This is a genomic window from Streptomyces sp. NPDC048623, assembly GCF_040650755.1.
Classification (GTDB): Bacteria; Actinomycetota; Actinomycetes; order Streptomycetales; family Streptomycetaceae; genus Streptomyces.
This window is the reverse complement of sequence record NZ_JBEZHV010000001.1, coordinates 240,590-263,438: the sequence shown is the minus strand read 5'-3', so window position 1 is coordinate 263,438 and position 22,849 is coordinate 240,590. Positions and strand designations below refer to the sequence as shown.

At 72.4% G+C, this 22,849-nt stretch carries 21 protein-coding genes and 1 pseudogene; 9 read left to right on the top strand and 13 right to left on the bottom strand.

Features of this window, described 5'->3' with window-relative positions; all coding sequences use genetic code 11:
- Positions 1 to 18 precede the first annotated feature (18 nt).
- A complete protein-coding gene (locus tag AB0C73_RS01355; RefSeq protein WP_362523266.1) occupies positions 19 to 402 on the bottom strand; it encodes a cold-shock protein in 384 nt (127 codons plus the stop codon).
- 166 nt (positions 403 to 568) lie between these two features.
- On the opposite strand from AB0C73_RS01355, the gene AB0C73_RS01350 reads away from it, so the two are divergent.
- Positions 569 to 874: a barstar family protein gene (locus AB0C73_RS01350; RefSeq protein WP_362523264.1), complete on the top strand. Its 306-nt coding sequence runs from the start codon at positions 569 to 571 to the stop codon at positions 872 to 874.
- A gap of 9 nt (positions 875 to 883) precedes the next feature.
- Here AB0C73_RS01350 and AB0C73_RS01345 read toward each other — a convergent pair.
- The 4 genes and pseudogenes from AB0C73_RS01345 to AB0C73_RS01330 all read right to left on the bottom strand — a co-directional run.
- Positions 884 to 1,128 (bottom strand): annotated as a pseudogene (locus tag AB0C73_RS01345) (hypothetical protein); the annotation flags it as partial.
- A 4-nt stretch (positions 1,129 to 1,132) separates the two neighbouring features.
- Positions 1,133 to 1,504 carry a DUF6415 family natural product biosynthesis protein gene (locus AB0C73_RS01340; protein ID WP_362523262.1) on the bottom strand — a complete coding sequence of 124 codons (372 nt, stop codon included), beginning with the start codon at positions 1,502 to 1,504 and terminating at the stop codon, positions 1,133 to 1,135.
- Positions 1,505 to 1,628: 124 nt separating this feature from the next.
- Positions 1,629 to 2,843, bottom strand: a complete 1,215-nt coding sequence (locus tag AB0C73_RS01335; protein ID WP_362523260.1) for a helix-turn-helix domain-containing protein — start codon at positions 2,841 to 2,843, stop codon at positions 1,629 to 1,631.
- 134 nt (positions 2,844 to 2,977) lie between these two features.
- On the bottom strand, positions 2,978 to 4,594 hold the full coding sequence (locus tag AB0C73_RS01330; protein ID WP_362523258.1) for an IS200/IS605 family accessory protein TnpB-related protein: 1,617 nt from the start codon (positions 4,592 to 4,594) through the stop codon (positions 2,978 to 2,980).
- A 523-nt stretch (positions 4,595 to 5,117) separates the two neighbouring features.
- Here AB0C73_RS01330 and AB0C73_RS01325 point away from each other — a divergent pair.
- A complete protein-coding gene (locus AB0C73_RS01325) occupies positions 5,118 to 5,324 on the top strand; it encodes a hypothetical protein (RefSeq protein ID WP_362523853.1) in 207 nt (68 codons plus the stop codon).
- Here AB0C73_RS01325 and AB0C73_RS01320 read toward each other — a convergent pair.
- The gene (locus tag AB0C73_RS01320; RefSeq protein ID WP_362523256.1) at positions 5,312 to 5,953 is read right to left on the bottom strand and encodes an HAD family hydrolase; all 642 of its coding nucleotides are present in this window, start codon (positions 5,951 to 5,953) and stop codon (positions 5,312 to 5,314) included. The two genes, AB0C73_RS01325 and AB0C73_RS01320, sit on opposite strands and share 13 nt — an antisense overlap.
- Positions 5,954 to 6,039: 86 nt before the next feature.
- On the opposite strand from AB0C73_RS01320, the gene AB0C73_RS01315 reads away from it, so the two are divergent.
- From AB0C73_RS01315 to AB0C73_RS01300, 4 genes are read left to right on the top strand one after another with little or no spacing between them, the layout of a single operon-like run.
- On the top strand, positions 6,040 to 7,065 hold the full coding sequence (locus AB0C73_RS01315) for an iron ABC transporter permease (RefSeq protein WP_362523254.1): 1,026 nt from the start codon (positions 6,040 to 6,042) through the stop codon (positions 7,063 to 7,065).
- Positions 7,062 to 8,129 carry an iron chelate uptake ABC transporter family permease subunit gene (locus tag AB0C73_RS01310; RefSeq protein WP_362523252.1) on the top strand — a complete coding sequence of 356 codons (1,068 nt, stop codon included), beginning with the start codon at positions 7,062 to 7,064 and terminating at the stop codon, positions 8,127 to 8,129. The genes AB0C73_RS01315 and AB0C73_RS01310 overlap by 4 nt, the downstream gene beginning before the upstream one ends.
- Positions 8,126 to 9,001: an ABC transporter ATP-binding protein gene (locus AB0C73_RS01305; RefSeq protein ID WP_362523250.1), complete on the top strand. Its 876-nt coding sequence runs from the start codon at positions 8,126 to 8,128 to the stop codon at positions 8,999 to 9,001. The genes AB0C73_RS01310 and AB0C73_RS01305 overlap by 4 nt, the downstream gene beginning before the upstream one ends.
- A gap of 27 nt (positions 9,002 to 9,028) precedes the next feature.
- Positions 9,029 to 10,471: a hypothetical protein gene (locus AB0C73_RS01300; protein ID WP_362523248.1), complete on the top strand. Its 1,443-nt coding sequence runs from the start codon at positions 9,029 to 9,031 to the stop codon at positions 10,469 to 10,471.
- Between the two features lie 26 nt (positions 10,472 to 10,497).
- Here AB0C73_RS01300 and AB0C73_RS01295 read toward each other — a convergent pair whose 3' ends face one another.
- Positions 10,498 to 11,343: a hypothetical protein gene (locus AB0C73_RS01295; RefSeq protein ID WP_362523246.1), complete on the bottom strand. Its 846-nt coding sequence runs from the start codon at positions 11,341 to 11,343 to the stop codon at positions 10,498 to 10,500.
- 41 nt (positions 11,344 to 11,384) lie between these two features.
- Here AB0C73_RS01295 and AB0C73_RS01290 point away from each other — a divergent pair, with 41 nt between their 5' ends.
- Positions 11,385 to 14,099 (top strand): helicase C-terminal domain-containing protein, encoded by a 2,715-nt coding sequence (locus tag AB0C73_RS01290; protein WP_362523244.1) that lies wholly within the window; start codon positions 11,385 to 11,387, stop codon positions 14,097 to 14,099.
- On the opposite strand, the gene AB0C73_RS01285 is transcribed toward AB0C73_RS01290, so the two are convergent.
- The 5 genes from AB0C73_RS01285 to AB0C73_RS01265 all read right to left on the bottom strand — a co-directional run bounded on the left by AB0C73_RS01285 (position 14,096) and on the right by AB0C73_RS01265 (position 19,789).
- Positions 14,096 to 15,589, bottom strand: a complete 1,494-nt coding sequence (locus AB0C73_RS01285) for an HAD-IA family hydrolase (protein ID WP_362523242.1) — start codon at positions 15,587 to 15,589, stop codon at positions 14,096 to 14,098. The genes AB0C73_RS01290 and AB0C73_RS01285 overlap by 4 nt on opposite strands.
- A gap of 63 nt (positions 15,590 to 15,652) precedes the next feature.
- Entirely contained in the window at positions 15,653 to 16,786 is a 1,134-nt protein-coding gene (locus AB0C73_RS01280; RefSeq protein WP_362523240.1) for an ABC transporter ATP-binding protein, read from the bottom strand.
- Between the two features lie 8 nt (positions 16,787 to 16,794).
- Positions 16,795 to 17,634, bottom strand: a complete 840-nt coding sequence (locus AB0C73_RS01275) for an ABC transporter permease subunit (RefSeq protein WP_362523238.1) — start codon at positions 17,632 to 17,634, stop codon at positions 16,795 to 16,797.
- A complete protein-coding gene (locus AB0C73_RS01270) occupies positions 17,622 to 18,635 on the bottom strand; it encodes an ABC transporter permease subunit (RefSeq protein ID WP_362523236.1) in 1,014 nt (337 codons plus the stop codon). The genes AB0C73_RS01275 and AB0C73_RS01270 overlap by 13 nt, the downstream gene beginning before the upstream one ends.
- A complete protein-coding gene (locus AB0C73_RS01265) occupies positions 18,632 to 19,789 on the bottom strand; it encodes an extracellular solute-binding protein (RefSeq protein ID WP_362523234.1) in 1,158 nt (385 codons plus the stop codon). The genes AB0C73_RS01270 and AB0C73_RS01265 overlap by 4 nt, the downstream gene beginning before the upstream one ends.
- Positions 19,790 to 20,105: 316 nt before the next feature.
- On the opposite strand from AB0C73_RS01265, the gene AB0C73_RS01260 reads away from it, so the two are divergent.
- Positions 20,106 to 20,846, top strand: coding sequence for a GntR family transcriptional regulator (locus AB0C73_RS01260; protein WP_362523232.1), 741 nt, complete (start codon positions 20,106 to 20,108; stop codon positions 20,844 to 20,846).
- A 92-nt stretch (positions 20,847 to 20,938) separates the two neighbouring features.
- Entirely contained in the window at positions 20,939 to 22,585 is a 1,647-nt protein-coding gene (locus AB0C73_RS01255; protein WP_362523230.1) for a DNA repair helicase XPB, read from the top strand.
- Here AB0C73_RS01255 and AB0C73_RS01250 read toward each other — a convergent pair.
- On the bottom strand, positions 22,540 to 22,773 hold the full coding sequence (locus AB0C73_RS01250; protein ID WP_362523228.1) for a hypothetical protein: 234 nt from the start codon (positions 22,771 to 22,773) through the stop codon (positions 22,540 to 22,542). The genes AB0C73_RS01255 and AB0C73_RS01250 overlap by 46 nt on opposite strands.
- Positions 22,774 to 22,849 lie beyond the last annotated feature (76 nt).

Here is a 22,849-nt window from a genome sequence, read left to right as displayed (position 1 = left end):
GGCTCACACGTCGAGGACTCACACGTCGAGCTGGTCGGCGACCGCCCGCAGCAGGCCCGCGATCTTCTTGCCGTGCGCCTTGTCGGGGTAACGGCCGCGCTCCAGCATCGGCGTGATGTTCTCCAGGAGCGTGGTGAGGTCCTGCACGATGGACGCCAGTTCGTCGGGCTTACGGCGCTGCGCCGCGGCGACGGACGGGGCCGGGTCGAGGACCGTGACGGAAAGCGCCTGGTCACCGCGCTGCCCGGCGACGACGCCGAACTCCACGCGCTGCCCCGGCTTCAGGGCGTCGACTCCGGCGGGCAGCACCGACGAGTGCACGAAGACGTCGCCGCCGTCGTCGCGGGAGAGAAAGCCGAAGCCCTTCTCGCTGTTGAACCATTTGACCTTGCCAGTCGGCAAAGCACACGCTCCCTCTATCGGTCCCGGACACTCCAGGGCGCCGGGGGAAATGCCCTCGCCCACCTTACTGGGGCTCTCCCCCGGGACAGACAGGGTTAATCCCGCCCCTAGAGCCTGGCTCTTCGGACCGCCGCCCTGCTGGGTGAGGGGTGGCTATTCTGCTGCGATGGCCAGGAAAACAGAGTCGGAACTGGTGGTTGACCTGCGGGGGCGGTCGATCGAGACGCTCGATGACTTCTGGGACGCCGTCACCGAGCCCTGCGGACTGCCAGAGTGGTTCGGCCGCAACACGGATGCCTGGCGGGACACCATCCAGACACGAGGCATCTCCGGGGTCATCGACAGCTACAACGTCCTGGTCATACACGTGGACAAGCACGGAGTCTTCGCTGCACGGAACCGCGAGGCACGGGCGTTGCGCAGCTCGTTCGCGGGGCGCCACTCGCGCCTGGTCGTGCACGAGCCGTCGTGATCACCCAGCTCAGCGACGAGCCCAGATCAAGACAGCCGCCAGGTGCAGGGCCGCCGGGTAGGCCAGGGCAAGCTTGTCGGTGCGCATTGCCACCCGGATTCCGGCCATGACCGCCGAGAAGGCTGGTGCGTCACCGGCCTGGCCCACGGTGACGTGAAACGAACCCAGTTCGGCGGGCATGTCCCGCCACGGCGAGCAGGTGCGGTACTTCCAGACCATGGTTCAAGGGTCCGACGACGGTCGGCCCACCGTCGTGGATCAGAGGGTCCCCCCGAGGTTCACGTAGTGATCGGTGAGCGCCATGACGGACCGTGCGAGTCTTTGGGCCTGCCGAAGCGCCCAGGGAGACATCGCAGGGACGGGACGGGCCCGGAGCCGGCGCTTGGCTTCCTCGATGCCGACCAGGGCGCAGACGCGGGGGATCTCGCCCTTGAGGTATCGGTCCGCCGCTGCGGCGACCTCGGGGATGGCGATCATGATCATCCCTCGGAGAGCCTGGGTCAGGCTGTCCACCTCTTCCACGGGCAGGCTCTCCACGTCCTCCCCCAGCAGCCGTCGGGCCGTCTCCCGCATCGACTGCACATCAAGGGGCGCGGTCTGTTCCAGTGAGCTCTGCGCGGTAGCGTTCACGCTGTTGACTCCTTGCGGTCGGCCGAGCTCCGGGGCCGTTCGCGCGGCCTCCGGAGCACTGACCACTCATGCAATCGGCTCAGCGTGAGTGCTTACAGGGACGCAACGTCATAGTTCTGCTCCCTTAACTGACGACTCCCAGGAACTCGGCCAACGACCGCAGCCCCGGGGGATGGTTGGGGAGCGACCACAAATCACGGACGATCGCAACGGCCAGCGTGTGGTGCTGCATCCATGTCGGCGCCACCTTGCGCAGGGACTCCAGGGTCTTGACCGCTCCGGCGGCATCCCCGATGTCCGTATGGGCGCGCGCCACGTCCAGCAGCAGCCATGTCCGCCAGGAGGGCGGGGTGTCCTTGCTCAGCCGCATCCCTTTGGCCAGTTCCAACGCGTCGTGCGGGTGGCCGTACTGGACGGCGAGACGTACCCGTTCGATACGGACCGACGACGGGCTGAACACGCTCACCATGCGGCTGTCGCCGCCCTCCGGCAGCTTGGAGACGCGGCCGGCCTCCTTCTCCGCGTAACCCATGAGATCCGCCGCACGGTCATAGTCCCCGCTCCTTGCCGCCGACGTGGCGGCGCTCATCGTCAGCCCGCCCCAGACCTTCAGGCCGTCAGCCGTGTCGGTGAGCCCCGCGCCCTTCATGTCGTCAGCGGCACGCAGAGCAATGGCCAGAGCGTCTTCGAGTCGTCCCTGGCGCTGGTAGGTCCACGCCGTGGAGTTCACCAGCATGGGCAGCAGCAGCGGGTTCGAGGACTGCCTCGCTGCGTCTATGGCCCGCTCCAGGCTGATCAGCGCGAGGTCCGTCTTTCCCATCCGCACCGCGACATGTCCGGCGAGCTGGAGCGCCTTGCCCAGGGCCGCGAAGCCCTCCTTGCGGTCGTCCTGGTCGTCAGAGGCCGTGACGGAACGGGCGCCGGAGATCAGGGCGGGCAGAGCATCCATCACGGAGTCGAACTCGGCCCCGTGATAGCGGGTCCAACCGTCCGCGATCTGCTCCCTCAGGGAGTCCAAGGAGAAGTCGGAGGCCGGCGGTCGCGGCTCGGGCCCCCCAAGCACGGGCATGATGGCACGCCGCATCGCCACGAACTTGGGTCCGTCGCCCTCCCCCTGGGACAAGACCGCCGGAGGGTCCCCCAACAGCGTCGTCAGCTCCACGCCGAGCCCGTTCGCCAGGGCGTGGAGGGTGGGAAGACGTGCCGAGTGCTTCCGTCTCTGCTCAAGCTGACGGATCACGTCCACGGACACGTTCGAACGTTCCGACAGTTCTTCCTGCGTCAGTCCCGCCAGACGGCGCAGACGACGCAGGGTCCGCCCCAGGTCTTCGGTTGTCACGCCGCCACCGTACGCGGGTGTCACCGCGGCGCATCAGGCTGTCCCATTCCCCTCCGGATCTCTAGTGATGGAAACTCAGCTGATCAGAGACGCTGTGGCCCGACTCCGTGGCCGAATGCGTAACGAAACCGTTCCTATCCAGCGAGCAGGAGTGGGTCTTGGATCCATTCCTGGTCACTGCGGGCATCCCGAACGGTGTTGGGTGCCCTGGTCGCCCGCTTTCGCTCCGCGTCCGGCGGCACGCATCGTGTACGTGGTCCGGGAATACGGGGGCGGGTTTCCTCACGTCCTCGGGTTTGGCATCCGGCCTGGGCGGTCCGATGCCCGCGACGATCGCTCTGGTCGTCGCGGGGCGGTGCCGTCCGTCGCCGGATACGGTGCCCGAGGGCGCGCCTACCGATCGCCACGGCAGCACTGTCGTGGCGAGTGGTCTTCCTGTTCTTGCTGGTGAGGGGCTTCTGCCAGTGCTCAGCGCCCCACTTGCTCGTGTACGCCGGGTCCACGACGACGATGGTGATGCCGAGTTCGGCAGCCATGGACACCAGCCGGGCCCGCAGCCTCGCCACCGGCATGCCGGAGATCAGTTTCCGGAACCGCTTACGCCCGCCATGCTTCTCCCGGGTCTTCTCCGCCTGGAAGTCGAGATCTTCGATCGCGATCGTGAGGCTGCGCCCCCGAGCCCAGTGCAGAAGCCGGGTCAGCGCATGCCGGACCTGGGCGTCGCGGTGAGACGAAGGTCCGGACAGGTCGTAGAAGAAACGGCGCGGCTCGCCGCACGGGTTGCCATGCTGGTCGAGCCGCCAGGCGGCCAGGTGGTCGGCGTTCGTGTCCACCCCGATCACGCCGCCCGCCCGCGCCGCATCCAGCGGCACCGTCCTGACCGGCGGGATCGTCCAGGAGGCGGTGACGTACCAGCGTCCGCGCTCAATGTCGTGGTGGATGCGGTAGGCGACCGCGCGATTCGCGGCCACACGGTCGGCCCACTGGTCACCCCGGTGGGGGAACACCAGGGTGCCAGTGAGGACGTACCGACCGTGTGGGGCGTTGGCGAGATGGACCAGCGGGGCCGGGAGCTTGAGCGACACCTCTCCGTCGGGGGTGACTCGGATGGTCTGGTTGCCGTACCGCTTGCCCGTCTCACCATCCGCGGCCAGGAACCAGCGCGCAGCCTCCCACCGCTGTCGCCACTCCGTCTCGGTGAGCTGGGCGGCGTCGAGATGGTGACGGGTACGAGCCAGCTTCTTGCCACCCCGCACGACCCGGACACGACCGGCCCCCCAGTCGGCCCGTATCCGCTCCAGCCGGTCCTCCAGCACGCCCAGACGCCGGGATTTGACGAACCACTCCTGCCGAGTGCGATAGCCACCCGGAGCCCGCTTCGAGCCCTTCTTTCCCACCGGCAGGGACAACCGGTGCGCGACTGTCCTGACATCCGCCTCCAGCCCCTGGATGTGGGCGAGCTGGACCCTACGGGACAGCGCCCACTGATCATGAGTGGCCCTCGTGATCGACCCGGCCCAGCGCGACGACGACTCCCCGGTCAACGCCCGTTTCCGCGCTGCCCACGTCTCCGCCGAATGCTCCAGTCCCTCAGTGCACCGCCGCCTCAGATCACGACCGGCCAGCGTTCCCAAATGCGCACCGACCAGACGCAGCACCTCTTCGTCCCCAGCCGTCAGGCACTTCAGGCGGGTGCGGATCGACACCCCCGAAGGGCCCAGGGCAACGAACGGCGCCGACAACTCACGCATACCCTCACCCCCGCGCCCCACCCGATCGAACCCCGTCACCCACCTCAACGACCACACACCGAAGAGGTCACACATTCGACCCCGGCCATTCCGTTCGCCCCGCCATCGATCCGCACCGCAGCCCGTAGTACTCACCCACACGCGCCAGAACACACACGCCGTTTCAGCCGTTGAGTGCGCGAGGTCGTCTCCTGCGTTGCGGAAATCCTCCGCCTGCTGCTCGCAAGCCAACGAGACGACAGCGCGGATTGGATTCGGGAATTCCGCGAGCACAACACGCAATGCGGCGGCCGGATACGCAGCGGTCGTCCACACCCATCTGATTGCCATGTGGCGGTCAGGGTCTGTCCCCGCAATGCCGAAGGCAAGCGTGGCGGCAGTCTCACGCGCCGGTACCATCACACTCACACCATCGCAGCACATGCACACCAACCGACGTGGAGGCCCCGTGAACAGCTCCGGACGGGCGTCTGACGAGAGTGCGCCCGGTGACGGACTCGTCCGCGCCGGTGCGATCGTCTTCATGGTCGGCGCGGTCGCGACCCTGGTCACGGTGGCTCCGCTGCTTCTCGGGACCGATCCGTTCCCGACGGTCGCGTACCTCGTGTCGATGCTGATGGGCGTCGGCTTCCTGATCGCCGCCGCCGGAGTGCTCCGCTCGATCGGGGCCCAGCGGCGCCGCGCGCGGGCCGTGCAGGCGGCGGCCGCGGCGGCCGCTCAGCCGCGGTAGTCCGCCACGTACCGCTCCCACCAGGGGCGGAAGTCCGTCAGGTCGGCGAGGACCACGTCCGCGCCGGCCGCCCGCAGTTCCTCCGGGCTGCACGGGCCGGTGGCGACGGCGACCGACACGGCGCCCGCGGTACGGGCCCCGCGCACGTCGCCGACGTGGTCGCCGACGTAGACCCCGGCGTCGTGCGCGCGCAGCGCCTCCGCCTTGCCCTCCGCGAACAGCTCACCGGCGACGGCGTCGGGCTCCATGCCGAGGTGGGTGAGGTGCTGCTTGGCGTGCAGCTCGTTCTTCGCGGTGACGACGACGGTCCGGCCGCCCGCGTCACGAACGGCCTGAATCGCATCCCTCGCGCCGGGCATCGGGACGGTCGGCTCGATGGCGTACTGCCCGTAGAACTCCCGGTAGCGCACCACCATCTCCGGAACCCGCTCCTCCGGGAACCAGTGCGCGAGCTCCCGCGCCAGCGGCGGGCCGAGCCGGCTGACGACCAGGTCGGCATCGATCGGGACGCCCACGTCGGCGGAGAACACCTCGAAGGCGGCCTTGATGCCGGGACGGGTGTCGAGGAGGGTCAGGTCGAGGTCGAAGCCGACCGTGGGAGCGGCTCTGTGGGTGTCCATACCGGCCATTGTGCCCGTGGTGGCGAAATCGCTGCTGTCTACACTGAGCGGAACCACTTAGCGAAGCCTTACCAAACCAGAGCCGATGGGTGTCCATGTCCGCCATACGCTCCCGACGCGCCGCGCGCCGCGCCGCGCGGCGCGTCGCCGCGACCACGGCGGCCGTCGTCGCCCTGCTCGTCGCGGTCCTGCTCAGTCTCGCGGTCGGTGCCCGCGCGATCCCCCCGGCCACCGTGTTCGACGCGCTGCTGCACGGTGCCACGGGCGACGACGCCGAGGTGGTGCGGCAACTGCGGGTGCCGCGCACGGTGATCGGTCTGATGGTCGGCGCGGCGCTCGCGCTGGCCGGGACCGCGCTCCAGGGCATCACCCGCAACCCGATCGCCGACCCGGGCGTCCTCGGCATCAGCCAGGGCGCCTCGGTCGGGGTCGTCCTCGCCCTCTCCTTCGCCGGGGTGCACACCCTCACCGGGTACGTGTGGTTCGCCTTCGCGGGGGCCGCGCTCGCGTCCGTCGCCGTGTACGCGGTCGCGTCGGGCGGCCGGGGCGGCGCGACGCCCGTGAAGCTGGCGCTCGGCGGGGCGGCGGTCAACGCGCTGCTGCTGTCCGTGACCACCGGCGTCCTGACGACGAGGGCCTCGGCGCTCGACGAGTTCCGGTTCTGGCAGATCGGCTCGCTCGACGGCCGGGACGCCGAGGTCGTCGGGCAGATCTGGCCCTTCCTGCTGCTCGGCGCGCTGCTCGTACTGTCCGTGGCGCGCGGGCTCGACGCGCTCGCGCTCGGCGAGGACGTCGCCAAGGGGCTCGGGCAGCGGGTCGCGACCGTGCGGATCGTGGGCGGGGTCGGCGCGACCGTACTGACCGGCGCGGGGGTCGCGGCCGCCGGGCCGATCGCCTTCGTCGGCCTGGCCGTACCGCACATCGCCCGCGCGGTGGTCGGCGGCGACCACCGCCGGCTGCTGCCGACGGCGGCGCTCATCGGGCCGGTGATGCTGCTCGTGGCGGACGTGCTGGGCCGGATCCTGTTCCCGCCGGGCGAGGTCCCGGCGGGTGTGGTGACGGCCCTGATCGGCGTGCCGTTCCTGGTGACGCTGGTGCGCCGGAAGGCGGTGCCGGCATGACGACCGCAAGCGGCTCGAAGACCCGTCCGACCCGTCCGTACGGCCATGACCTGGTACGCGCCGGGCGCGCGTCCTTCCTCGTGCACCGGCGCTCCGCCGTCGCCGCCACCGCCCTGCTCGTCCTCCTGGCCGCCGTCTCGGTCGTGTCGCTGTGCGTCGGCGAGCGGTTCGTGAGCCCGGCCGAGGTCGTGAAGGTGCTCGTCGGCGCGGCGGACTCGTTCGTCGTGGCGGAGCTGCGGCTGCCGCGGCTGGAGACCGGACTGATGGTCGGCGCGGCGTTCGGGATCGCGGGCGCGCTCATCCAGACCGTCGCCCGCAACCCCCTCGCCAGCCCCGACGTCATCGGCATCAGCCAGGGCGCGGGGGCGGTCACGGTCGCCGCGATGACCTTCGGGCTCGCCTCGTACGGCGTCGTCCCGTACCTCTCGATCGCGGGCGGGCTGCTCGCGGCCGGGCTCGTGTACGTGTGCGCGTGGCGCGGCGGGCTGCACGCGACGCGCTTCGTGCTGATCGGCATCGGTTGCGCGATCGCGCTGCGCTCGCTGACGCACCTGTTCATGACGAAGGGCGACTACCTGGTCGCCCAGCAGGCGCAGATCTGGATGACCGGTTCGCTCAACGGGCGGGGTGTGGAGGAGGCGGCGCCGCTGCGCTGGACGCTGCTCGTCATGCTCCCGGCGGTGCTGTGGGCGGCGCGGGCGCAGCGCACGGTGGCGCTCGACGACGACACGGCGACGGCGCTCGGCGTACGGCTCGGGCGGGTCCGGCTGGGTCTGGTGGCGGTGGGCGTGGTGCTCGCGTCGGTGGCGACGGGGGTCGCCGGGCCGGTGGACTTCGTGGCGCTGCTCGCGCCGCAGACCGCGCGCCGGGTCACCCGGACGGCGCAGATCCCGCTGTTGTGTTCGGCGCTGCTCGGCGCGGTGGTCGTGGTCCTCGCCGACACGCTGGGCCGGCGGCTCTTCGCGCCCACCGAGCTGCCGGTGGGTGTTCTGACGGCGGCGGTGGGCGCCCCGTATCTGATCTGGCTGATCGTGCGCGGTTCGCGCGCCGGAGGTGGGCGTTGAGCAGGCTGAGGACCCGTGAGCTGACGCTCGCGTACGAGGAGCGGACCGTCGTCCACGAGCTGGACCTGGCGATCCCCGACGGCAGGGTGACGGTCATCGTCGGGCCGAACGCGTGCGGCAAGTCGACCACGCTGCGCGCCCTCGGGCGGCTCCTCAAGCCGCGGAGCGGCGCCGTCCTGCTCGACGGCGAGGAGCTGGCGAAGCTCCCGACGAAGCGGATCGCCCAGAAGATCGGCCTGCTGCCGCAGACCCCGGTCGCGCCGGAGGCCATCACGGTCGGCGACCTGGTGGCCCGCGGCCGGCAGCCCCACCAGGCGTGGTGGAAGCAGTGGTCGGAGGCGGACGAGCGGGCGGTCGTCGACGCGATGGAACGCACCGGCGTTACCGCGCTGGCCCGGCGGTCCGTGGACGAACTGTCCGGCGGGCAGCGTCAACGGGTCTGGATCGCGATGGCCCTCGCCCAGGAGACCGACCTGCTCCTCCTCGACGAGCCCACCACCTATCTGGACATCGCCCACCAGGTCGAGGTCCTCGACCTGGTCCGCCGCCTCAACCGCGCCCGCGGCCGCACGGTCGTCCTCGTCCTCCACGACCTCAACCAGGCCGCCCGCTACGCCGACCACCTGGTCGCGATGAAGTCCGGCCGCGTCGTCGCCGAGGGCGCCCCGGGCGAGATCGTCACGGCCGAGCTCGTACGGGAGGTCTTCGGCCTGCACTCGGTCGTGGTCCCGGACCCGGTGACGGGCTCCCCGCTGGTGGTGCCGGGCGCGCCGTGGTCGGAGCCGGCGGAGGAGCCTCCCGACCTGGGGGACGACCTACGGGACGACCTTCCGGCCGACCTGAACTCCAACGGGGCAACACCGCCTGCGTGACGCCGGGACCGGCGCGAGTCTGGGGACATGGAACGCCGGACCAGGGTCACGGTGCGTCCGCCGGACAGCCGGGGCCTGCGCGAGGTGCGCATCGGCACGGAGACGGTGGACAGCGTCTGGTCCCTCCGAGAGCTGCGAGACGTTCTCCGCCGCCACGGCTGCCCGAAGGACCTGGATCTCGACGACAGGGCCGCCGTGTGCTGGGCCGGAGGCGGCAGCGACGTGTGGCCCGACCACGCGGGGCGCCGACGCGCGACCATCGGGTTCATGGCGCTCGGCCTGGTGGCGTGCATGGCCCTGCTGATCGTCATCGGCGTTCCGGACGCCTTCGACGCGATGACGTTCGCGGGGCGGATGACAGGCTTCCTGTTCATCCTCGGGGGCCTGACCGAGGGGGCGGCGGCCATCGCGGCCTTCGACTACTGGGGCAAACGCAGCCTGAGCATCTCGGGGGCCGTCGTCCTCCTCGGTGTCCTCATCGCGCTGACGGTCACGTCCCTGCTGGTCTTCCTGTGGTTCCAGGAGGCTGAGGCCACGCCGTACACGCTGGCGTTCTTCCCGCACTTCTTCTGGTCCCTGTGGGCGCTGTGGGTGGTCGTCCGGGAGAAGGTCTGGCGGGGCACTCCGTACCCGACGAAGATCGCGGCGGGGGTGGCGATCACCGCGATCCTGGCAGGGGTGAACTTCGCCTATTCCTCCCTGTACCAGCCGACGGCCGCGCCGACGAACCTGGCGTTGCAGATCCGGTACGGGACTCCGCGGACGGACCTGGAACAGCCGGTCGTCCACATCCCCGTGACGCTGCACCTGAAGAACAGCGGGTCGGTCCCCCTGTACACCCTCGCCGGCGGCTGGACGGTGTACGGGCGCACGGGGAAGTACGTCGGGAAGAGCACCGAGCTGCGGGACCGCCGGAAGGTGCTGGAAGGGGAGGGCGACGCCGCCCGCCACGTCGAGTCCCTCGATTGGACTGTCCTCGGCACCGGCCCTTTCACCGGCCCCGGGAACTGGTTCGATCCGGGCGAGGAATACACCGAGCAGAAGATGGTCGAGGTTCCCAGGGGGGCGAAGTACGACGTGCTGGAGGCCTCTGTCGACGCCATGGTCATGAGGAAGGACCGCGGAACGGTCGATCTGGACACCTTCGGAGTCGCAGAGTTTTCGTGGGACAAGGAGTCGCGGTTCTACTGCCCCCCGAAGGAATGCGGTGAATTCCTCGTGTACCACGCGCCGGTGGCCTACAGCACCAACGTGATCACCGTGACGCGAAAGCCCCGTTACGTGACCTCGTGGTGGGCTCTCGATGCGGACGGCTCCGCCTGGGGCGCCTCCATTTCGACGTTCAGGGGGAAGGGGGCCCTGAAGGACGAGGAGACCCAGCGGGAGTACCGGCGCTACGACCTGTTCACCGTGTTTGCCGATGCCTCGATCCCCTTCGCCGACGTCGTGAACCCCCGCCCCCGTCCCTGAGCCGGAGGGCACGCCGGAGGCGCGCTCTACGAGCGGCGCGAGCGCCACAGGAGGTACAGCGCCGAGGCGATCGCGGCGGTGCGGAGGGTCCAGGGCCAGGTGGCGGAGAGGGCGGCGCCCAGGGCTTCCTCTCCCGGGGGGATCGGGGCGCCCCAGCGGCCCGTGACGCGGCCCCAGAGCCAGATCGCGCCGCCGGCGGCGACCGCTCCGGGCAGGGCGAGGGCGGCGACACGGCGCTCGCGGGAGGCGTAGGCGAGGAGCCAGCCGGCGAGCACCGGGACCGGGTGGCCGAGGACGACGCCCAGGAGGAGCAGCGCGGCCGCGAACAGGAGCAGGGGGCTGCCGAGGCGCAGGCCGCGGAGGCGCGACAGGCGGCCGCGGGGGTCGGATCCGTCCGGGGCTTCCGGGTCCTCGGACTCCGAGTCCCCCGATCCTCCGTCCTCGGGCTCCTCCGGCGGGGGCTTCAGGATCTCCGGGATCTCCACGCCGCCCATGAAGCCGGGCACGGCCCCGGTGGCGTCGGCCTCGTCCGCGGCGTCGCCGTGCCACCAGTCACCGGCGCGGGGCACCGGGACCGCCCGGGCCGGCGCCGACCGGGCCGGAGGCGGAATCGGCGGCTCCGAAGCCTCGGCCTGCGCCTCGGCCCCCGCCCTCGGCCCCGGCACCACGCGCCCCACCACCTCGTCCGGCGTACCCAGGTCCCCGAGGATCCCCCGGACCCCCTCGCCCCGCTCCGCGCGCCGGCGCTCGATCTCGTCGCGCAGGCCCGTGACCAGTTCGCGGCGCTCGGCCGCCGGCACCTGGCGCTGCTGCGCCAGGTCCCCGATCCGGCTCAGATAGTCGAAGACCAACCGGTCGTTCTCGATCCCCACGGCATGACGGTAGCGCCTGCGCAGGGGCTAACGTGGTGCGGATGGGGATCGGTGAGGTCGGTGGGATCGGTGAGCGCGACCGGGAGGCGCACGTGCCCAAGGAGACAGGCGCCGGAGCAGGCGCCGGGACAGGCGCCGGGACAGGCGCCGGCACCGCGCCGCGCACCCTCGCGGAGGCGCTGCGCGCGGGCGGGGACGAGGCGCTCGCGGCGCTGCTGCGGGCCCGGCCGGATCTGCTCTCGCCGGTGCCGAACGATCTGACCCAGCTGGCCACCCGGGCCGGGACGCGCGCGTCCGTCGTCCGGGCCCTCGAACGGCTCGACAGGTTCGCGCTCCAGGCCGCCGAGGCGCTGGCCGTGGCCCCGGACCCCGCCCCGTACCCCGTACTCCTCGCCCTCCTCACCGGGGACGGGAGCGCCACGGAGATCGACGCGGAGATCGAGAAGGCGCTGCCGCGCGCGGTCTCCGTGCTGCGCGAGCAGGCGCTGCTGTGGGGCGACGACGAGCGGCTGCGGCTGGTGCGGACCGCGCGCGAGCTGCTCGCGCCCTCGCCGCAGCACCCCTCCCCCACCGGCCTCGGCCCGAGCGTCGCCGAGGCGACCGCCGGGATGTCGCCGGGCCGCGTCCAGGAGATCATCGCGACCGCCGGGCTGCCCGCGACGCACGACCCGGTGTCGGCGGTCGCGGCGCTGACGGGGCTGTTCACGGACCGTACGAGGATGGCGGCGCTGCTCGACACCGCGCCGCCCGACGCGCTCGCGGTCCTGGACCGGCTGGTGTGGGGGCCACCGTACGGGGAGGTGACGGCCGATCCGGCGCCGCCGGTGCGCTGGCTGCGCGACCGGGGCCTGCTGCTTCCGGTGTCGGCGCGGACGGTGGTGCTGCCGCGCGAGGCGGCGCTGCATCTGCGCGGCGGGCGGGCGCACCGGGTGCCGGAGCCGGTGGCGCCGGAGGTGACGGCGGCGCGCGAGTACCGTCCACAGGTCGTGGACAACGCGGCGGCCGGACAGGCGCACACCGCGCTGGCGACCGTCGAGGAGCTGCTCAAGTCCTGGGACCAGGGCGGTCCGCAGGTGCTGCGGGCCGGCGGTCTGTCCGTACGGGACCTCAAGCGCACCGCCGCCGCGCTCGACGTGCCGGAGCCGACGGCGGCCTTCTGGCTGGAGCTGGTGCACGCGGCGGGGCTGCTCGCCTCGGACGGCGAGGCGGACGAGCGGTACGCGCCGACGCCCGCGTACGACGACTGGCTCGACCTGCCGCCGGCCGAACGCTGGGCCGGGCTGGCGGCCGCGTGGCTCGCCGCGACCCGCACCGCGGGTGTCGTCGGCGGCCAGGACGCCAAGGGCCGCACCCTGTCCGCGCTCGGACCGGGCCTGGACCGGGCGCAGGCCCCGGAGGTACGCCTCCGGGTGCTCGCCCTGCAGGCCTCGCTGCCACCGGGCGCCGCCGCCGACCGGGAGGCGCTGCTCGCCCGGCTGCGCTGGGACCGGCCGCTGCGCGGCGCGGCCGCGGGCGCGACCCCCGGCGGGCCGACCGGACCGACCGGCCAGAGCGGCCCGAGCGGCCCGAGCGGACCGGGTACGGGCCAGGGCCCCGGGGCCACCGCCGGCCGGGGCGCCACCACCGCCGGCGCCGCCCTCGCCGACCTGCGCGAGCAGCTCGCCGTATGGACCCTCGACGAGGCCGAACTCCTCGGCATCACCGGCCGCGGCGCGCTCGCCACGCCCGCCCGCGCCCTGCTCAACCTGCCGCTCGCCGAGGCCGCCGCGGACGACGCGTTCCAGGGGCACGACTGCGAGCCGGCCGTCGCCGCCTCGCGCGCGGCGACGCTGCTCGCGCCGCTGCTGCCCGAGGCCGTGGACCACGTACTGCTCCAGGCCGACCTGACGGCCGTCGCCCCGGGGCCGCTGCGCCGCCCGCTCGCCGACACCCTCGCGGTGCTCGCGGACGTCGAGTCGAAGGGCGGCGCGACCGTCTACCGCTTCACGCCCGCGTCCGTACGGCGCGCGCTCGACGCCGGGCGCACCGCCTCCGACCTCAAGGGCTTCCTCACCGCGCACTCGCGCACGCCGGTGCCGCAGCCGCTCTCGTACCTCATCGACGACATGGCGCGCCGCCACGGGCATCTGCGGGTCGGGGCGGCGTCCGCGTACGTGCGCTGCGACGACGACACCGTGCTCGGCGAGATCCTCGCCGACCGGCGCGCGGCGGCCCTGGGCCTGCGCCGCCTCGCCCCGACGGTCCTCGCGGCGCAGGCGGACCCGGCCTCGCTCCTGGAGGGGCTGCGGGCGATGGGGTACGCGCCGGCCGCCGAGTCCGCCGAGGGCGATGTCCTCATCACCCGCACCGACGCCTACCGCACCCCGCCCCGCACCGCCCCGGCCCCCGTCCCCGACGGCCCGCCCGCGCCGGACGCGACCCTGCTCAAGGCGGCGGTCCGGGCGATCCGCGCGGGCGACCACGCGGCCACGGCGGTCCGCAAGGAATCCCCGGCCGCTCCCCCGCTCGCGGCCGGCGAACTCCCCCGCACCTCCCCCGCCGAGACCCTGGCCACCGTCCAGGCCGCCGCCCTCACCGGCTCGGCGGTCTGGATCGGCTACGTCAACGCCGAGGGCGCGGCGAGCCAGCGCGTCATCGCCCCGGTGCGGGTGGAGGGCGGCTTCGTGACCGGCTACGACCACACGGCGGACGAGGTCCGCACGTATCCGCTGCACCGGATCACGGGCGTGGCGGAGCTGGCGGAGGAGGAGAGTTAGAGCGCGAAGGTCGTCACCACCGCCGCGTGGTCCGACGGCCACTCGTTCGCCGCCACGTCCGGCCACGGGGACGGGGTGCCCGTGACGAGGGTGCGGGAGGCGAGGACGCGCAGGCCGCGGGTGTTGTGGAGGATGTAGTCGATGCGGTCCTGGGGCTCGGGGGCGCCCGCGTGGGGGCCCTCCTCCGGGTGGACGGGGTGGATCGGGGACCAGGTGTGGCCCGGGTCGCGTACGGGGTCGGGGTGGGCCTCGCGGTAGGAGTCGCGCAGGCCGGCCTCCTCGGCGGCCTTCGTCACCGGCCAGGGGACGTCCGGCCAGTCGAGGTGCGAGGCCGCGTTGAAGTCGCCGACCAGGACGACGGGCCGCTCGTCCCCGGCCTCCTTCGCGATACGGGCCAGCGTGTCCCGCATCTGGGCGAGCCGGATCTCCTCGTGGGCGATCAGCTCGTCCGCCGGGAGCCCGTCGAAGGCGGACTCGTACGGCCCGTACGGGGTGTAGTGGAGGTGCGCCGTCCAGACGTCGACCTCGCGCTCGCCGTCCCCGAGGTCCACGAGGACGCGGACGCCCGCCGCGCCGTAGAAGCCGACCTCGGGGTCGCCGAGGCGGGCGGTGATCGGGTGGCGGCTGAGGATGCCGAGGTTCTCGCCGGCCGCGTGGTGGTGCCAGCCGAGTGCGGCGGCCAGCTCCTGGGTCGCGAGCTGCCCCGTCTCCTGGAAGCCGACGACATCGGCGCCGGAGGCGCGGATGACGGCGAGCTGCTTGGCCCGGTGGTCCTCGACGAGACAGCCGCCGAGCCACAGGTTCCAGCTCATCACGGTGAGTTGACGCCGGGTCAGCGAGGCGAGGAAGGCCGGCGTGACGTCCGTCAGAGCCTCTCGCACCGTCCGCCCCGGGCCCGGGGCGATCGGGGCGAGCGACGGGACCGCGAGCACCGCGCAGCCCGCCGCCTCCGCCGACGCCACACCGGTCGGGGTGTCCTCGACGGCCACGCAGCGCGCGGGCTCGACGCCGAGGGCGGCGCAGGCGGCGAGGTAGGGCTCCGGCTCGGGCTTCGTCGTCCCGGTGTCGTCCGCGGTGACCGTGACCGCGAACCCCGGCGCCCCGAGGGCCGTGAGCGCGGCGACGACGGTGTCGGCGACGGCCCGCGGCGAGGCGGTGACGAGGGCGGTGGGGACGCCCTCGTCGGCCAGCGCGGCCAGCAGGTCGAGCGCCCCGGGCCGGGGCACGACCCCGGCCCGTACCCGCTCGGCGAACTCCCGGTGCAGTTCCGCCGCCAGCTCGCCGGCGTCGCGGCCGTTCTCGGCGCCCTCCCCCGCGGCGAGCCAGGCGGCGGTGTGCTCGACGGGCCGGCCGAGGACGTCGGGGCGGTCGGCCTCGGTCAGGGCGCGGCCCGCGACCTGCTCCACCGCCTCCCACCACAGTCCCTCGGTGTCGACGAGCGTGCCGTCCATGTCGAACAGGACGGCGTGGAGCGGGCGTTCCGGGTTCACGTACTTCCTTCTCTTTTCTTCGGGCCGGCGGCGATCAGCGGTCGCAGGCGGCGATCAGCGTGATCAGCGTGCGGCGACGAGGACCGGGCGTTCCCGCAGGGTCACCGTCACAGCATCCCCCGCGGCGAAGGCGGCGGCCTCGTGCGTGGCCAGGTCCGCCTTGACCTCGGTGGCGTCGGCGAGGCCGCCCTCGATCCGTACGGTGAGCCGGGTGGTCGCGCCGAGGAAGGCCGTCGCGACGACGCGGGCCGAGCCGCCCCCGCCCGTCGCCCCGTCGCCGCCGCCCGTCGCCCCGTCACTCTCGGCCGTGACCCGCACGTCCTCCGGCCGTACGAGCACGTCCACGTCCTTCGTGGCGGCGGGCGCCTCGCCGTCCACCGGCAGCCGCCGGCCGAGTACCTCGACGGTGCTGCCGTCGAGGTCTCCGGGGATGCGGCTCATCGTGCCGACGAACTCCGCGACGAACGCGGTCGCGGGCCGCCCGTACAGCTCGGCGGGCGGCGCGCACTGCTCCAGACGCCCGCCGTGCATCACCGCGACCCGGTCCGCCATGGACAGCGCCTCTTCCTGATCGTGCGTCACGAAGAGGGTGGTGATGCCGAGTTCCTGCTGGATGCGGCGGATCTCCTCGCGGAGCGTGGCCCGCACCTTGGCGTCGAGCGCGGAGAGCGGCTCGTCGAGCAGCAGGACGCGGGGGCGCAGGGCGAGGGCGCGGGCCAGGGCCACGCGCTGCTGCTGGCCGCCGGAGAGCTGGTGGGGGTAGCGGCCGGTCTTGTCGCCGAGGCCGACCAGGTCGAGCAGTTCGCCGGCCCGGGCGCGGCGCTCGGCCGAGCCCACCTTGCGCATCCGCAGGCCGAAGGCGACGTTGTCGAGGGCGCTGAGGTGCGGGAAGAGGCTGTACGACTGGAAGACCATGCCGGCGTCGCGGCGGTGGGCCGGGATCCGGGTGACGTCCTCGCCGTCGACGAGGATCTCACCGGCGTCGGGGTGTTCGAAGCCGGCCAGCATCCGCAGGGCGGTGGTCTTTCCGCAGCCGGACGGGCCGAGCAGGGCGAGGAGTTCGCCGGGCCGTACGGTCAGGTCGAGTCCGTCGAGGGCGACCGTGGTGCCGAACGCGCGGCGCAGGCCCCGGAATTCGACGGTGGCGGCCGATTCGGTCTTCGATGCCCGGGAAAGGGCGGCTGCGGTGTCGGTCATCTCTTCAGTCACTTCTCGGAGGAGGAGGTCGGGGTGGCGGAACGGGCGCCGAGGAAGGCGATGCCGAGCAGCAGCAGCCAGGTGACGAACAGGCTGAGCACGGACACCGCGACGGACATCTGGGCCTGCGAGCCGCCCACGCCCACGATCCAGACGGCGAAGGGCCGGAACTTCAGGATCTGGGCGACGGTGAACTCGCCGAGCACCAGGGCGAGCGTGAGGAACGAGGCGTTGAGCAGGGCCCCGCGCAGATTGGGCAGGACGACCGTGACCAGCGCCCGCGCCCAGCCGGCGCCGCAGTTGCGGGCGGCCTCCATGAGGGTGGGCACGTCGATCGCCCTCAGGCCCGCGTCCAGCGCCCGGTACACGAACGGCAGCGCCATCACCGTGTAGGCGAGGACGAGGACGAACGGGAAGTCGGGGTTCTGGATGGCCACGAAGGTCTGGAACAGCGGCGTGCGCGAGAGGTGTTCGGGACCCCAGGTGAGCACCGAGGCGATGCCGGCGACGAAGGCGATCGGCGGGACGACCAGCGGCAGCGAGCAGACGATCTCGACCACCGGCCGCAGCTTCGGCGCGCCGAGCCGCAGCGCGACCATCGCGGGCAGCATGAGCAGCAGCACCAGGGCGATGGTGGCGGCGGCGAGTTCGAGGGAGAGCAGCAGCGACGGGACGAAGCCCTCGGCGCCGATGATCTTCGTGTACACCTCGAAGGTCAGGCCCTCGCCCGGCACGTCGATCGTGAAGATCACGGAGGCGGCGAGCGGCAGCAGGAAGTAGACCGCCGCGAGCAGCAGCACGAGCCCGCGCCCGGGCCGTACCCGCAGGGTCGAGGTCAGGCGAGCCATCGGGCACTCCGTCGTTGCAGGGGCAGGTACACGGCCATCACCAGGCCGGCGACGAGCACCATGTCCAGGCTCATCGCGAGCGCCACGTTCTCCTGGCCGACCATGACGTTGCCGGCGAGCGCGTCGGCGATCTGCAGGGTGATCAGCGGGACCGAGCTGCCGACCATGGCGGCGGCGGTGGCGTACGCGGCGAAGGCGCTGCCGAAGAGCAGCACGAAGCCGCCGAGCAGGGACGGGGTGAGCACCGGGAGCGCGACGTGCCGCCAGTACTGGAAGGCGGTGGCGCCGTTGTTGCGGGCGGCCTCGCGCCACTGGACGCGCAGTCCTTCGAGCGCCGGCGTGATGGTGAGCACCATCAGCGGGATCAGGAAGTACAGATAGGCGAGGGTCAGGCCGGTGAAGCCGTACAGGGTCCAGCCCAGCTCGGTCAGGCCGAGGTGCTGGGTGAGGAAGCCCGCGTTGCCGAGGGTGGCGACGAAGGCGAAGGCGAGCGGGACGCCGCCGAAGTTCGCGAGGACGCCGGAGGCGGTGAGCACGGCCTGCTTCAGCGCCTCGAAGCGGGAGGTCACCACGGCCTGGGCGAGCAGCAGCCCGGCCACCACGCCGATGGCGGCGGAGACGGCGGACAGCTTGACGCTGCCGAGCAGGGCGGTGAGGTACGCGCCCTGGAGCGAGGCGGTCAGGTTCCCCAGGCCGTACGACGTGGCGCCGGTGGTCTGGTCCTTGACGGTGAACGCGCCGGTCAGCATGGCGAGGGCCGGGAGCCCGAAGGCGAGCGCGGTGACGGCGAGCAGCGGGACGGCGGCGAGCCAGGCGGGCGTGCGGCGCCGCCGCTTCCCCGCGGGCGCGGTGGAGACCGCGGAACCGGGGGAAGCGGCGGACGCCGGTGCCGTCCGCGTGGGGGCCGTCCCCTCGGCGCCGGTACGGGCGGCGGCGGCCGGGGCGGGCTCGGCGTCGCCCGTACGGGCCGGGGCGGGACGGGCGGAGGCGGGCTGGGTCATCCGGAGACGGCCTTCCCCCAGCCCTGCGCGAGGACCTGCTTGGCCTTGGCCTGCTGGGCCTCGGTCGGGAAGGAGGGGACGCCGGAGACCGCGGGCAGCTGGAGCGCGGCGTCCTTGTCGAGGGTGCCGGCCTTCTCCATCGCGACCATCATGGCCGGGCGGGCGTACCCCTTCAGCCAGAGGTTCTGGCCTTCGGCGCTGTAGAGGTACTCCTGCCACAGGCGGGCGGCCGCCGGGTGCGGGGCGTCCTTGTTGATCGCCTGGGAGTAGTACTGGGCGTAGCGGCCGTCGGTGGGGACGGACACCTTCCAGTCGAGGCCCTTGGTCCTGAACTCCTTGGCGTACCCGGCGTTGAGGTAGTCCCAGTCGATGGAGATGGGCGTCTCGCCCTTCTCGACGGTGGCCGGGGTGGACTCGACGGGGTTGAAGTTGCCGTTCTTCTTCAGCTCGGCGAAGAAGTCGAGGCCGGGCTGGATGTCGTCGAGGGAGCCGCCGTTGGCGAGGGCCGCCGCGTAGACGCCGCCGAAGGCGGAGCCGGACTTGGTCGGGTTGCCGTTGAGCGCGACCTGGCCCTTGTACTCGGGCTTGAGCAGGTCCTTGAAGGTGGTCGGGCAGTTCTTGACGCGCTTGGTGTCGCAGCCGATGGAGACGTAGCCGCCGTAGTCGTTGAACCAGCGGGCCTGGGCGTCCTTCTGGCCGTCGGGGATGTCGGCGTAGCCGGCGACCTTGTACGGGGCGAACAGGCCCTGCTGGGCGCCGCTCAGCGCGAAGGACTGGCCGAGGTCGAGGACGTCGGGGGCGCGGTCCTGGCCCTTGAGGGTCGTGACGGCGCTGATCTCCTCCTGGCTGGAGCCGTCCGGGTTGTCGACGACGATCTTGATCCCGTACTTCTGCTGGAATCCGTCGATCAGGGCGCCGTAGTTGGCCCAGTCGCGGGGAAGGGCGACGGCGTTGAGCCTGCCCTCCTTCTTGGCGGCCTCGACCAGCTTGTCCATGCCGCCGAAGTCGGCGGCGGAGGTGGCGGTGGCGGCGTTCTTGCCGTCGGCCGAGGTGGTGTCGGGGGCGGCACCGCAGGCGCTGAGGGCGAGCGCGGCCAGGACGGCGAGGGAACCGCCGAGGACGGCGTTTCTCGGGAGGGTCGCGGGGACGGGCACGGCTTCTCCAGGAGGGTCGGGGAGAAAGGTCGGGGGCGACAGCGTGTCGACAACTTGTCTGAACAAGTTGGCCCCAGTACGCCGGGCGCCGATGACCTGAAGGTGAACGGAGACCGAACGGACACCCGCTATTCCCTGCACAATCAGGCCTGTTCACGCCTGTTCGCGCTTGTTTCCAGCCACTCGAACCCTGGTTTACGCTGATCACACTGCACACACGCTGTGCACAGACGCGCTACGCAGGCGCAGTACACAGACGCAGTACACAGACGCCGCACACCGAAGTCGGCGGAACCGGATGCCACCTGGGGGAACGATGACCGCGCGCCACGAGCAGATCGCCGCGGAGCTCCGGCGGGCGATCCACCGCGAGGAGTACCCGGTCGGCGCGCACCTGCCCGCCGAGACCGAGCTCGCCACGCGGTACGGCGTCTCGCGCGGCACCGTCCGCCAGGCCGTCGCCGCGCTCACCGCCGAGGGCCTGATCGGCTCCCGCCAGGGCGCCCGCCGCGTCGTCCTCGCCCCGCGCCGCAGCCAGAGCTTCGCCGAGCTGCGCAGCTTCGCCCAGTGGGCCCAGGCCATGGGCCGTACGGCCACCGGCCATGTGGTCGCCCAGGAGTACCGCCCGGCCACCGCCGAGGACGCCGCCCGCCTCCAGCTGGCCCAGGGCACCCCGGTCCTCAACGTGCTGCGCGTCCGCGGCCTGGACGGCGAGCCGGTCCTGGTCGAGCGCACGGTCTACGCCGACTGGATCTCCCCCGCCGTCGAGGCCATCGACCCCGAGTGCGCCTCCGTCACCCAGCGCCTCTACGACGACACGGGCCTGGTCTTCGCCCACGGCGAGCACGTCATCGACGCGATCTCGGCCGGTGCCCGCGACGCCGGCCTCCTCGCCGTCCGCCGCACGAGCCCGCTGCTCCGGGTCCGGCGCGTGACCACGACCCACGACGGGCGCCCGGTGGAGTGGTCCGACGACCGCTACCGCCCGGACGCGGTCAGCTTCACGGTCCACAACGCGATCGGCCACAGCCCGCTGGTGCGGACGACGGCGGGGTAGTCCGCCTTCTGCGGCGGCCCGTCTTCCGCGTCCATCAGGCAGACTGGATGTTTGGCCTGGTAGTCCGGCCGCGCGGAAGGGGAAGCAGGTACGTGAACGGTCCACTCATCGTCCAAAGTGACAAGACGCTCCTCCTGGAGGTCGACCACCCGCAGGCCGACGCCTGCCGGCGGGCCATCGCGGCGTTCGCCGAGCTGGAGCGGGCGCCCGAGCACATCCACACGTACCGGGTGACGCCGCTCGGGCTGTGGAACGCGCGGGCCGCCGGGCACGACGCCGAGCAGGTCGTGGACGCGCTCGTGGAGTTCTCGCGGTACCCGGTGCCGCACGCGCTGCTCGTGGACGTCGCCGAGACGATGGCGCGCTACGGGCGGCTCACGCTCAGCAAGCACCCCACCCACGGGCTCGTGCTCACCACCACCGACCGCCCGGTCCTGGAGGAGATCCTCCGCTCGAAGAAGGTCCAGCCGCTGGTCGGGGCGCGGATCGACCCCGACACGGTCGCCGTGCACCCCTCGGAGCGCGGCCAGATCAAGCAGACCCTGCTCAAGCTGGGCTGGCCGGCCGAGGACCTCGCCGGTTACGTGGACGGCGAGGCGCACCGGATCGACCTGGCCGAGGACGGCTGGAGCCTGCGCCCGTACCAGCAGCAGGCCGTCGAGGGCTTCTGGCACGGCGGCTCCGGCGTCGTCGTGCTGCCCTGCGGCGCCGGGAAGACGCTGGTCGGCGCGGGGGCGATGGCCCAGGCCAAGGCGACCACGCTGATCCTCGTCACCAACACCGTCTCCGCCCGCCAGTGGAAGCACGAGCTGGTCAGGCGCACGTCGCTGACCGAGGACGAGATCGGCGAGTACAGCGGTACGAGGAAGGAGATCCGGCCGGTCACCATCGCCACGTACCAGGTGCTCACCACTCGCCGGAAGGGCGTCTACCCGCACCTGGAGCTCTTCGACTCCCGCGACTGGGGCCTGATCGTCTACGACGAGGTGCACCTGCTGCCCGCGCCGGTCTTCAAGTTCACGGCCGACCTCCAGGCCCGCCGCCGGCTCGGCCTCACGGCGACGCTCGTACGGGAGGACGGGCGCGAGTCCGACGTCTTCTCGCTCATCGGCCCCAAGCGCTTCGACGCGCCGTGGAAGGAGATCGAGGCGCAGGGCTACATCGCGCCCGCCGACTGCGTGGAGGTACGGGTCGACCTCACCGACTCCGAGCGGCTCGCGTACGCGACGGCCGAGGCGGAGGAGAAGTACCGCTTCTGCGCCACGACCGCGACCAAGCGCAGGGTCACCGAGGCGCTGGTCAAGAAGTTCGCGGGCCAGCAGATCCTGGTCATCGGCCAGTACATCGACCAGCTCGACGAGCTCGGCGCGCATCTGGACGCCCCGGTGATCAAGGGCGAGACCTCGAACGCGCAGCGCGAGAAGCTCTTCGACGCCTTCCGCAACGGCGAGATCAGCGTCCTCGTCGTGTCCAAGGTCGCGAACTTCTCCATCGACCTGCCCGAGGCGACCGTCGCCATCCAGGTCTCCGGCACCTTCGGCTCCCGCCAGGAGGAGGCCCAGCGCCTCGGCCGGGTGCTCCGCCCGAAGGCCGACGGCCATCAGGCGCACTTCTACTCGGTGGTCGCCCGCGACACCATCGACCAGGACTTCGCCGCCCACCGGCAGCGCTTCCTGGCCGAGCAGGGGTACGCCTACCGGATCGTGGACGCGAGCGAGCTGCTGTCGGCGGACGGCTGACCGACGCGGTCGACGCGGTCGACGTGGCCGGGGCGCGGGTCGCGCACCCCGGCCCGCTCGTCCTGCTCCTCGTACGAGCCGAGCAGGACGACGCCGACGACGGCGGCGCCGAAGGCGCGTATCGCGCGGAGGCCGAAGGCGAGACGGTGGGGGATTCCGGTCACGGGGGTGAGAGTCGTCGTGGTCATGCATCCATCATCCGAAACGGACATTCCGAACACATCGGCCCTGGGGTCGAACCCATGTCCCCCGCGAGTCGGACCC

What these genes read in the sequence shown, in the direction of transcription:
- AB0C73_RS01315 (WP_362523254.1), top strand. Translation starts at nt 6,040, where the DNA reads ATGTCCGCCATACGCTCCCGACGCGCCGCGCGCCGCGCCGCGCGGCGC.
- AB0C73_RS01290 (WP_362523244.1), top strand. Translation starts at nt 11,385, where the DNA reads ATGGGGATCGGTGAGGTCGGTGGGATCGGTGAGCGCGACCGGGAGGCG.
- AB0C73_RS01270 (WP_362523236.1), bottom strand. Translation starts at nt 18,635, where the DNA reads ATGACCCAGCCCGCCTCCGCCCGTCCCGCCCCGGCCCGTACGGGCGAC.
- AB0C73_RS01260 (WP_362523232.1), top strand. Translation starts at nt 20,106, where the DNA reads ATGACCGCGCGCCACGAGCAGATCGCCGCGGAGCTCCGGCGGGCGATC.
- AB0C73_RS01310 (WP_362523252.1), top strand. Translation starts at nt 7,062, where the DNA reads ATGACGACCGCAAGCGGCTCGAAGACCCGTCCGACCCGTCCGTACGGC.
- AB0C73_RS01280 (WP_362523240.1), bottom strand. Translation starts at nt 16,786, where the DNA reads ATGACCGACACCGCAGCCGCCCTTTCCCGGGCATCGAAGACCGAATCG.
- AB0C73_RS01325 (WP_362523853.1), top strand. Translation starts at nt 5,118, where the DNA reads ATGGTCGGCGCGGTCGCGACCCTGGTCACGGTGGCTCCGCTGCTTCTC.
- AB0C73_RS01300 (WP_362523248.1), top strand. Translation starts at nt 9,029, where the DNA reads ATGGAACGCCGGACCAGGGTCACGGTGCGTCCGCCGGACAGCCGGGGC.
- AB0C73_RS01320 (WP_362523256.1), bottom strand. Translation starts at nt 5,953, where the DNA reads ATGGCCGGTATGGACACCCACAGAGCCGCTCCCACGGTCGGCTTCGAC.
- AB0C73_RS01330 (WP_362523258.1), bottom strand. Translation starts at nt 4,594, where the DNA reads ATGCGTGAGTTGTCGGCGCCGTTCGTTGCCCTGGGCCCTTCGGGGGTG.
- AB0C73_RS01250 (WP_362523228.1), bottom strand. Translation starts at nt 22,773, where the DNA reads ATGACCACGACGACTCTCACCCCCGTGACCGGAATCCCCCACCGTCTC.
- AB0C73_RS01350 (WP_362523264.1), top strand. Translation starts at nt 569, where the DNA reads ATGGCCAGGAAAACAGAGTCGGAACTGGTGGTTGACCTGCGGGGGCGG.
- AB0C73_RS01275 (WP_362523238.1), bottom strand. Translation starts at nt 17,634, where the DNA reads ATGGCTCGCCTGACCTCGACCCTGCGGGTACGGCCCGGGCGCGGGCTC.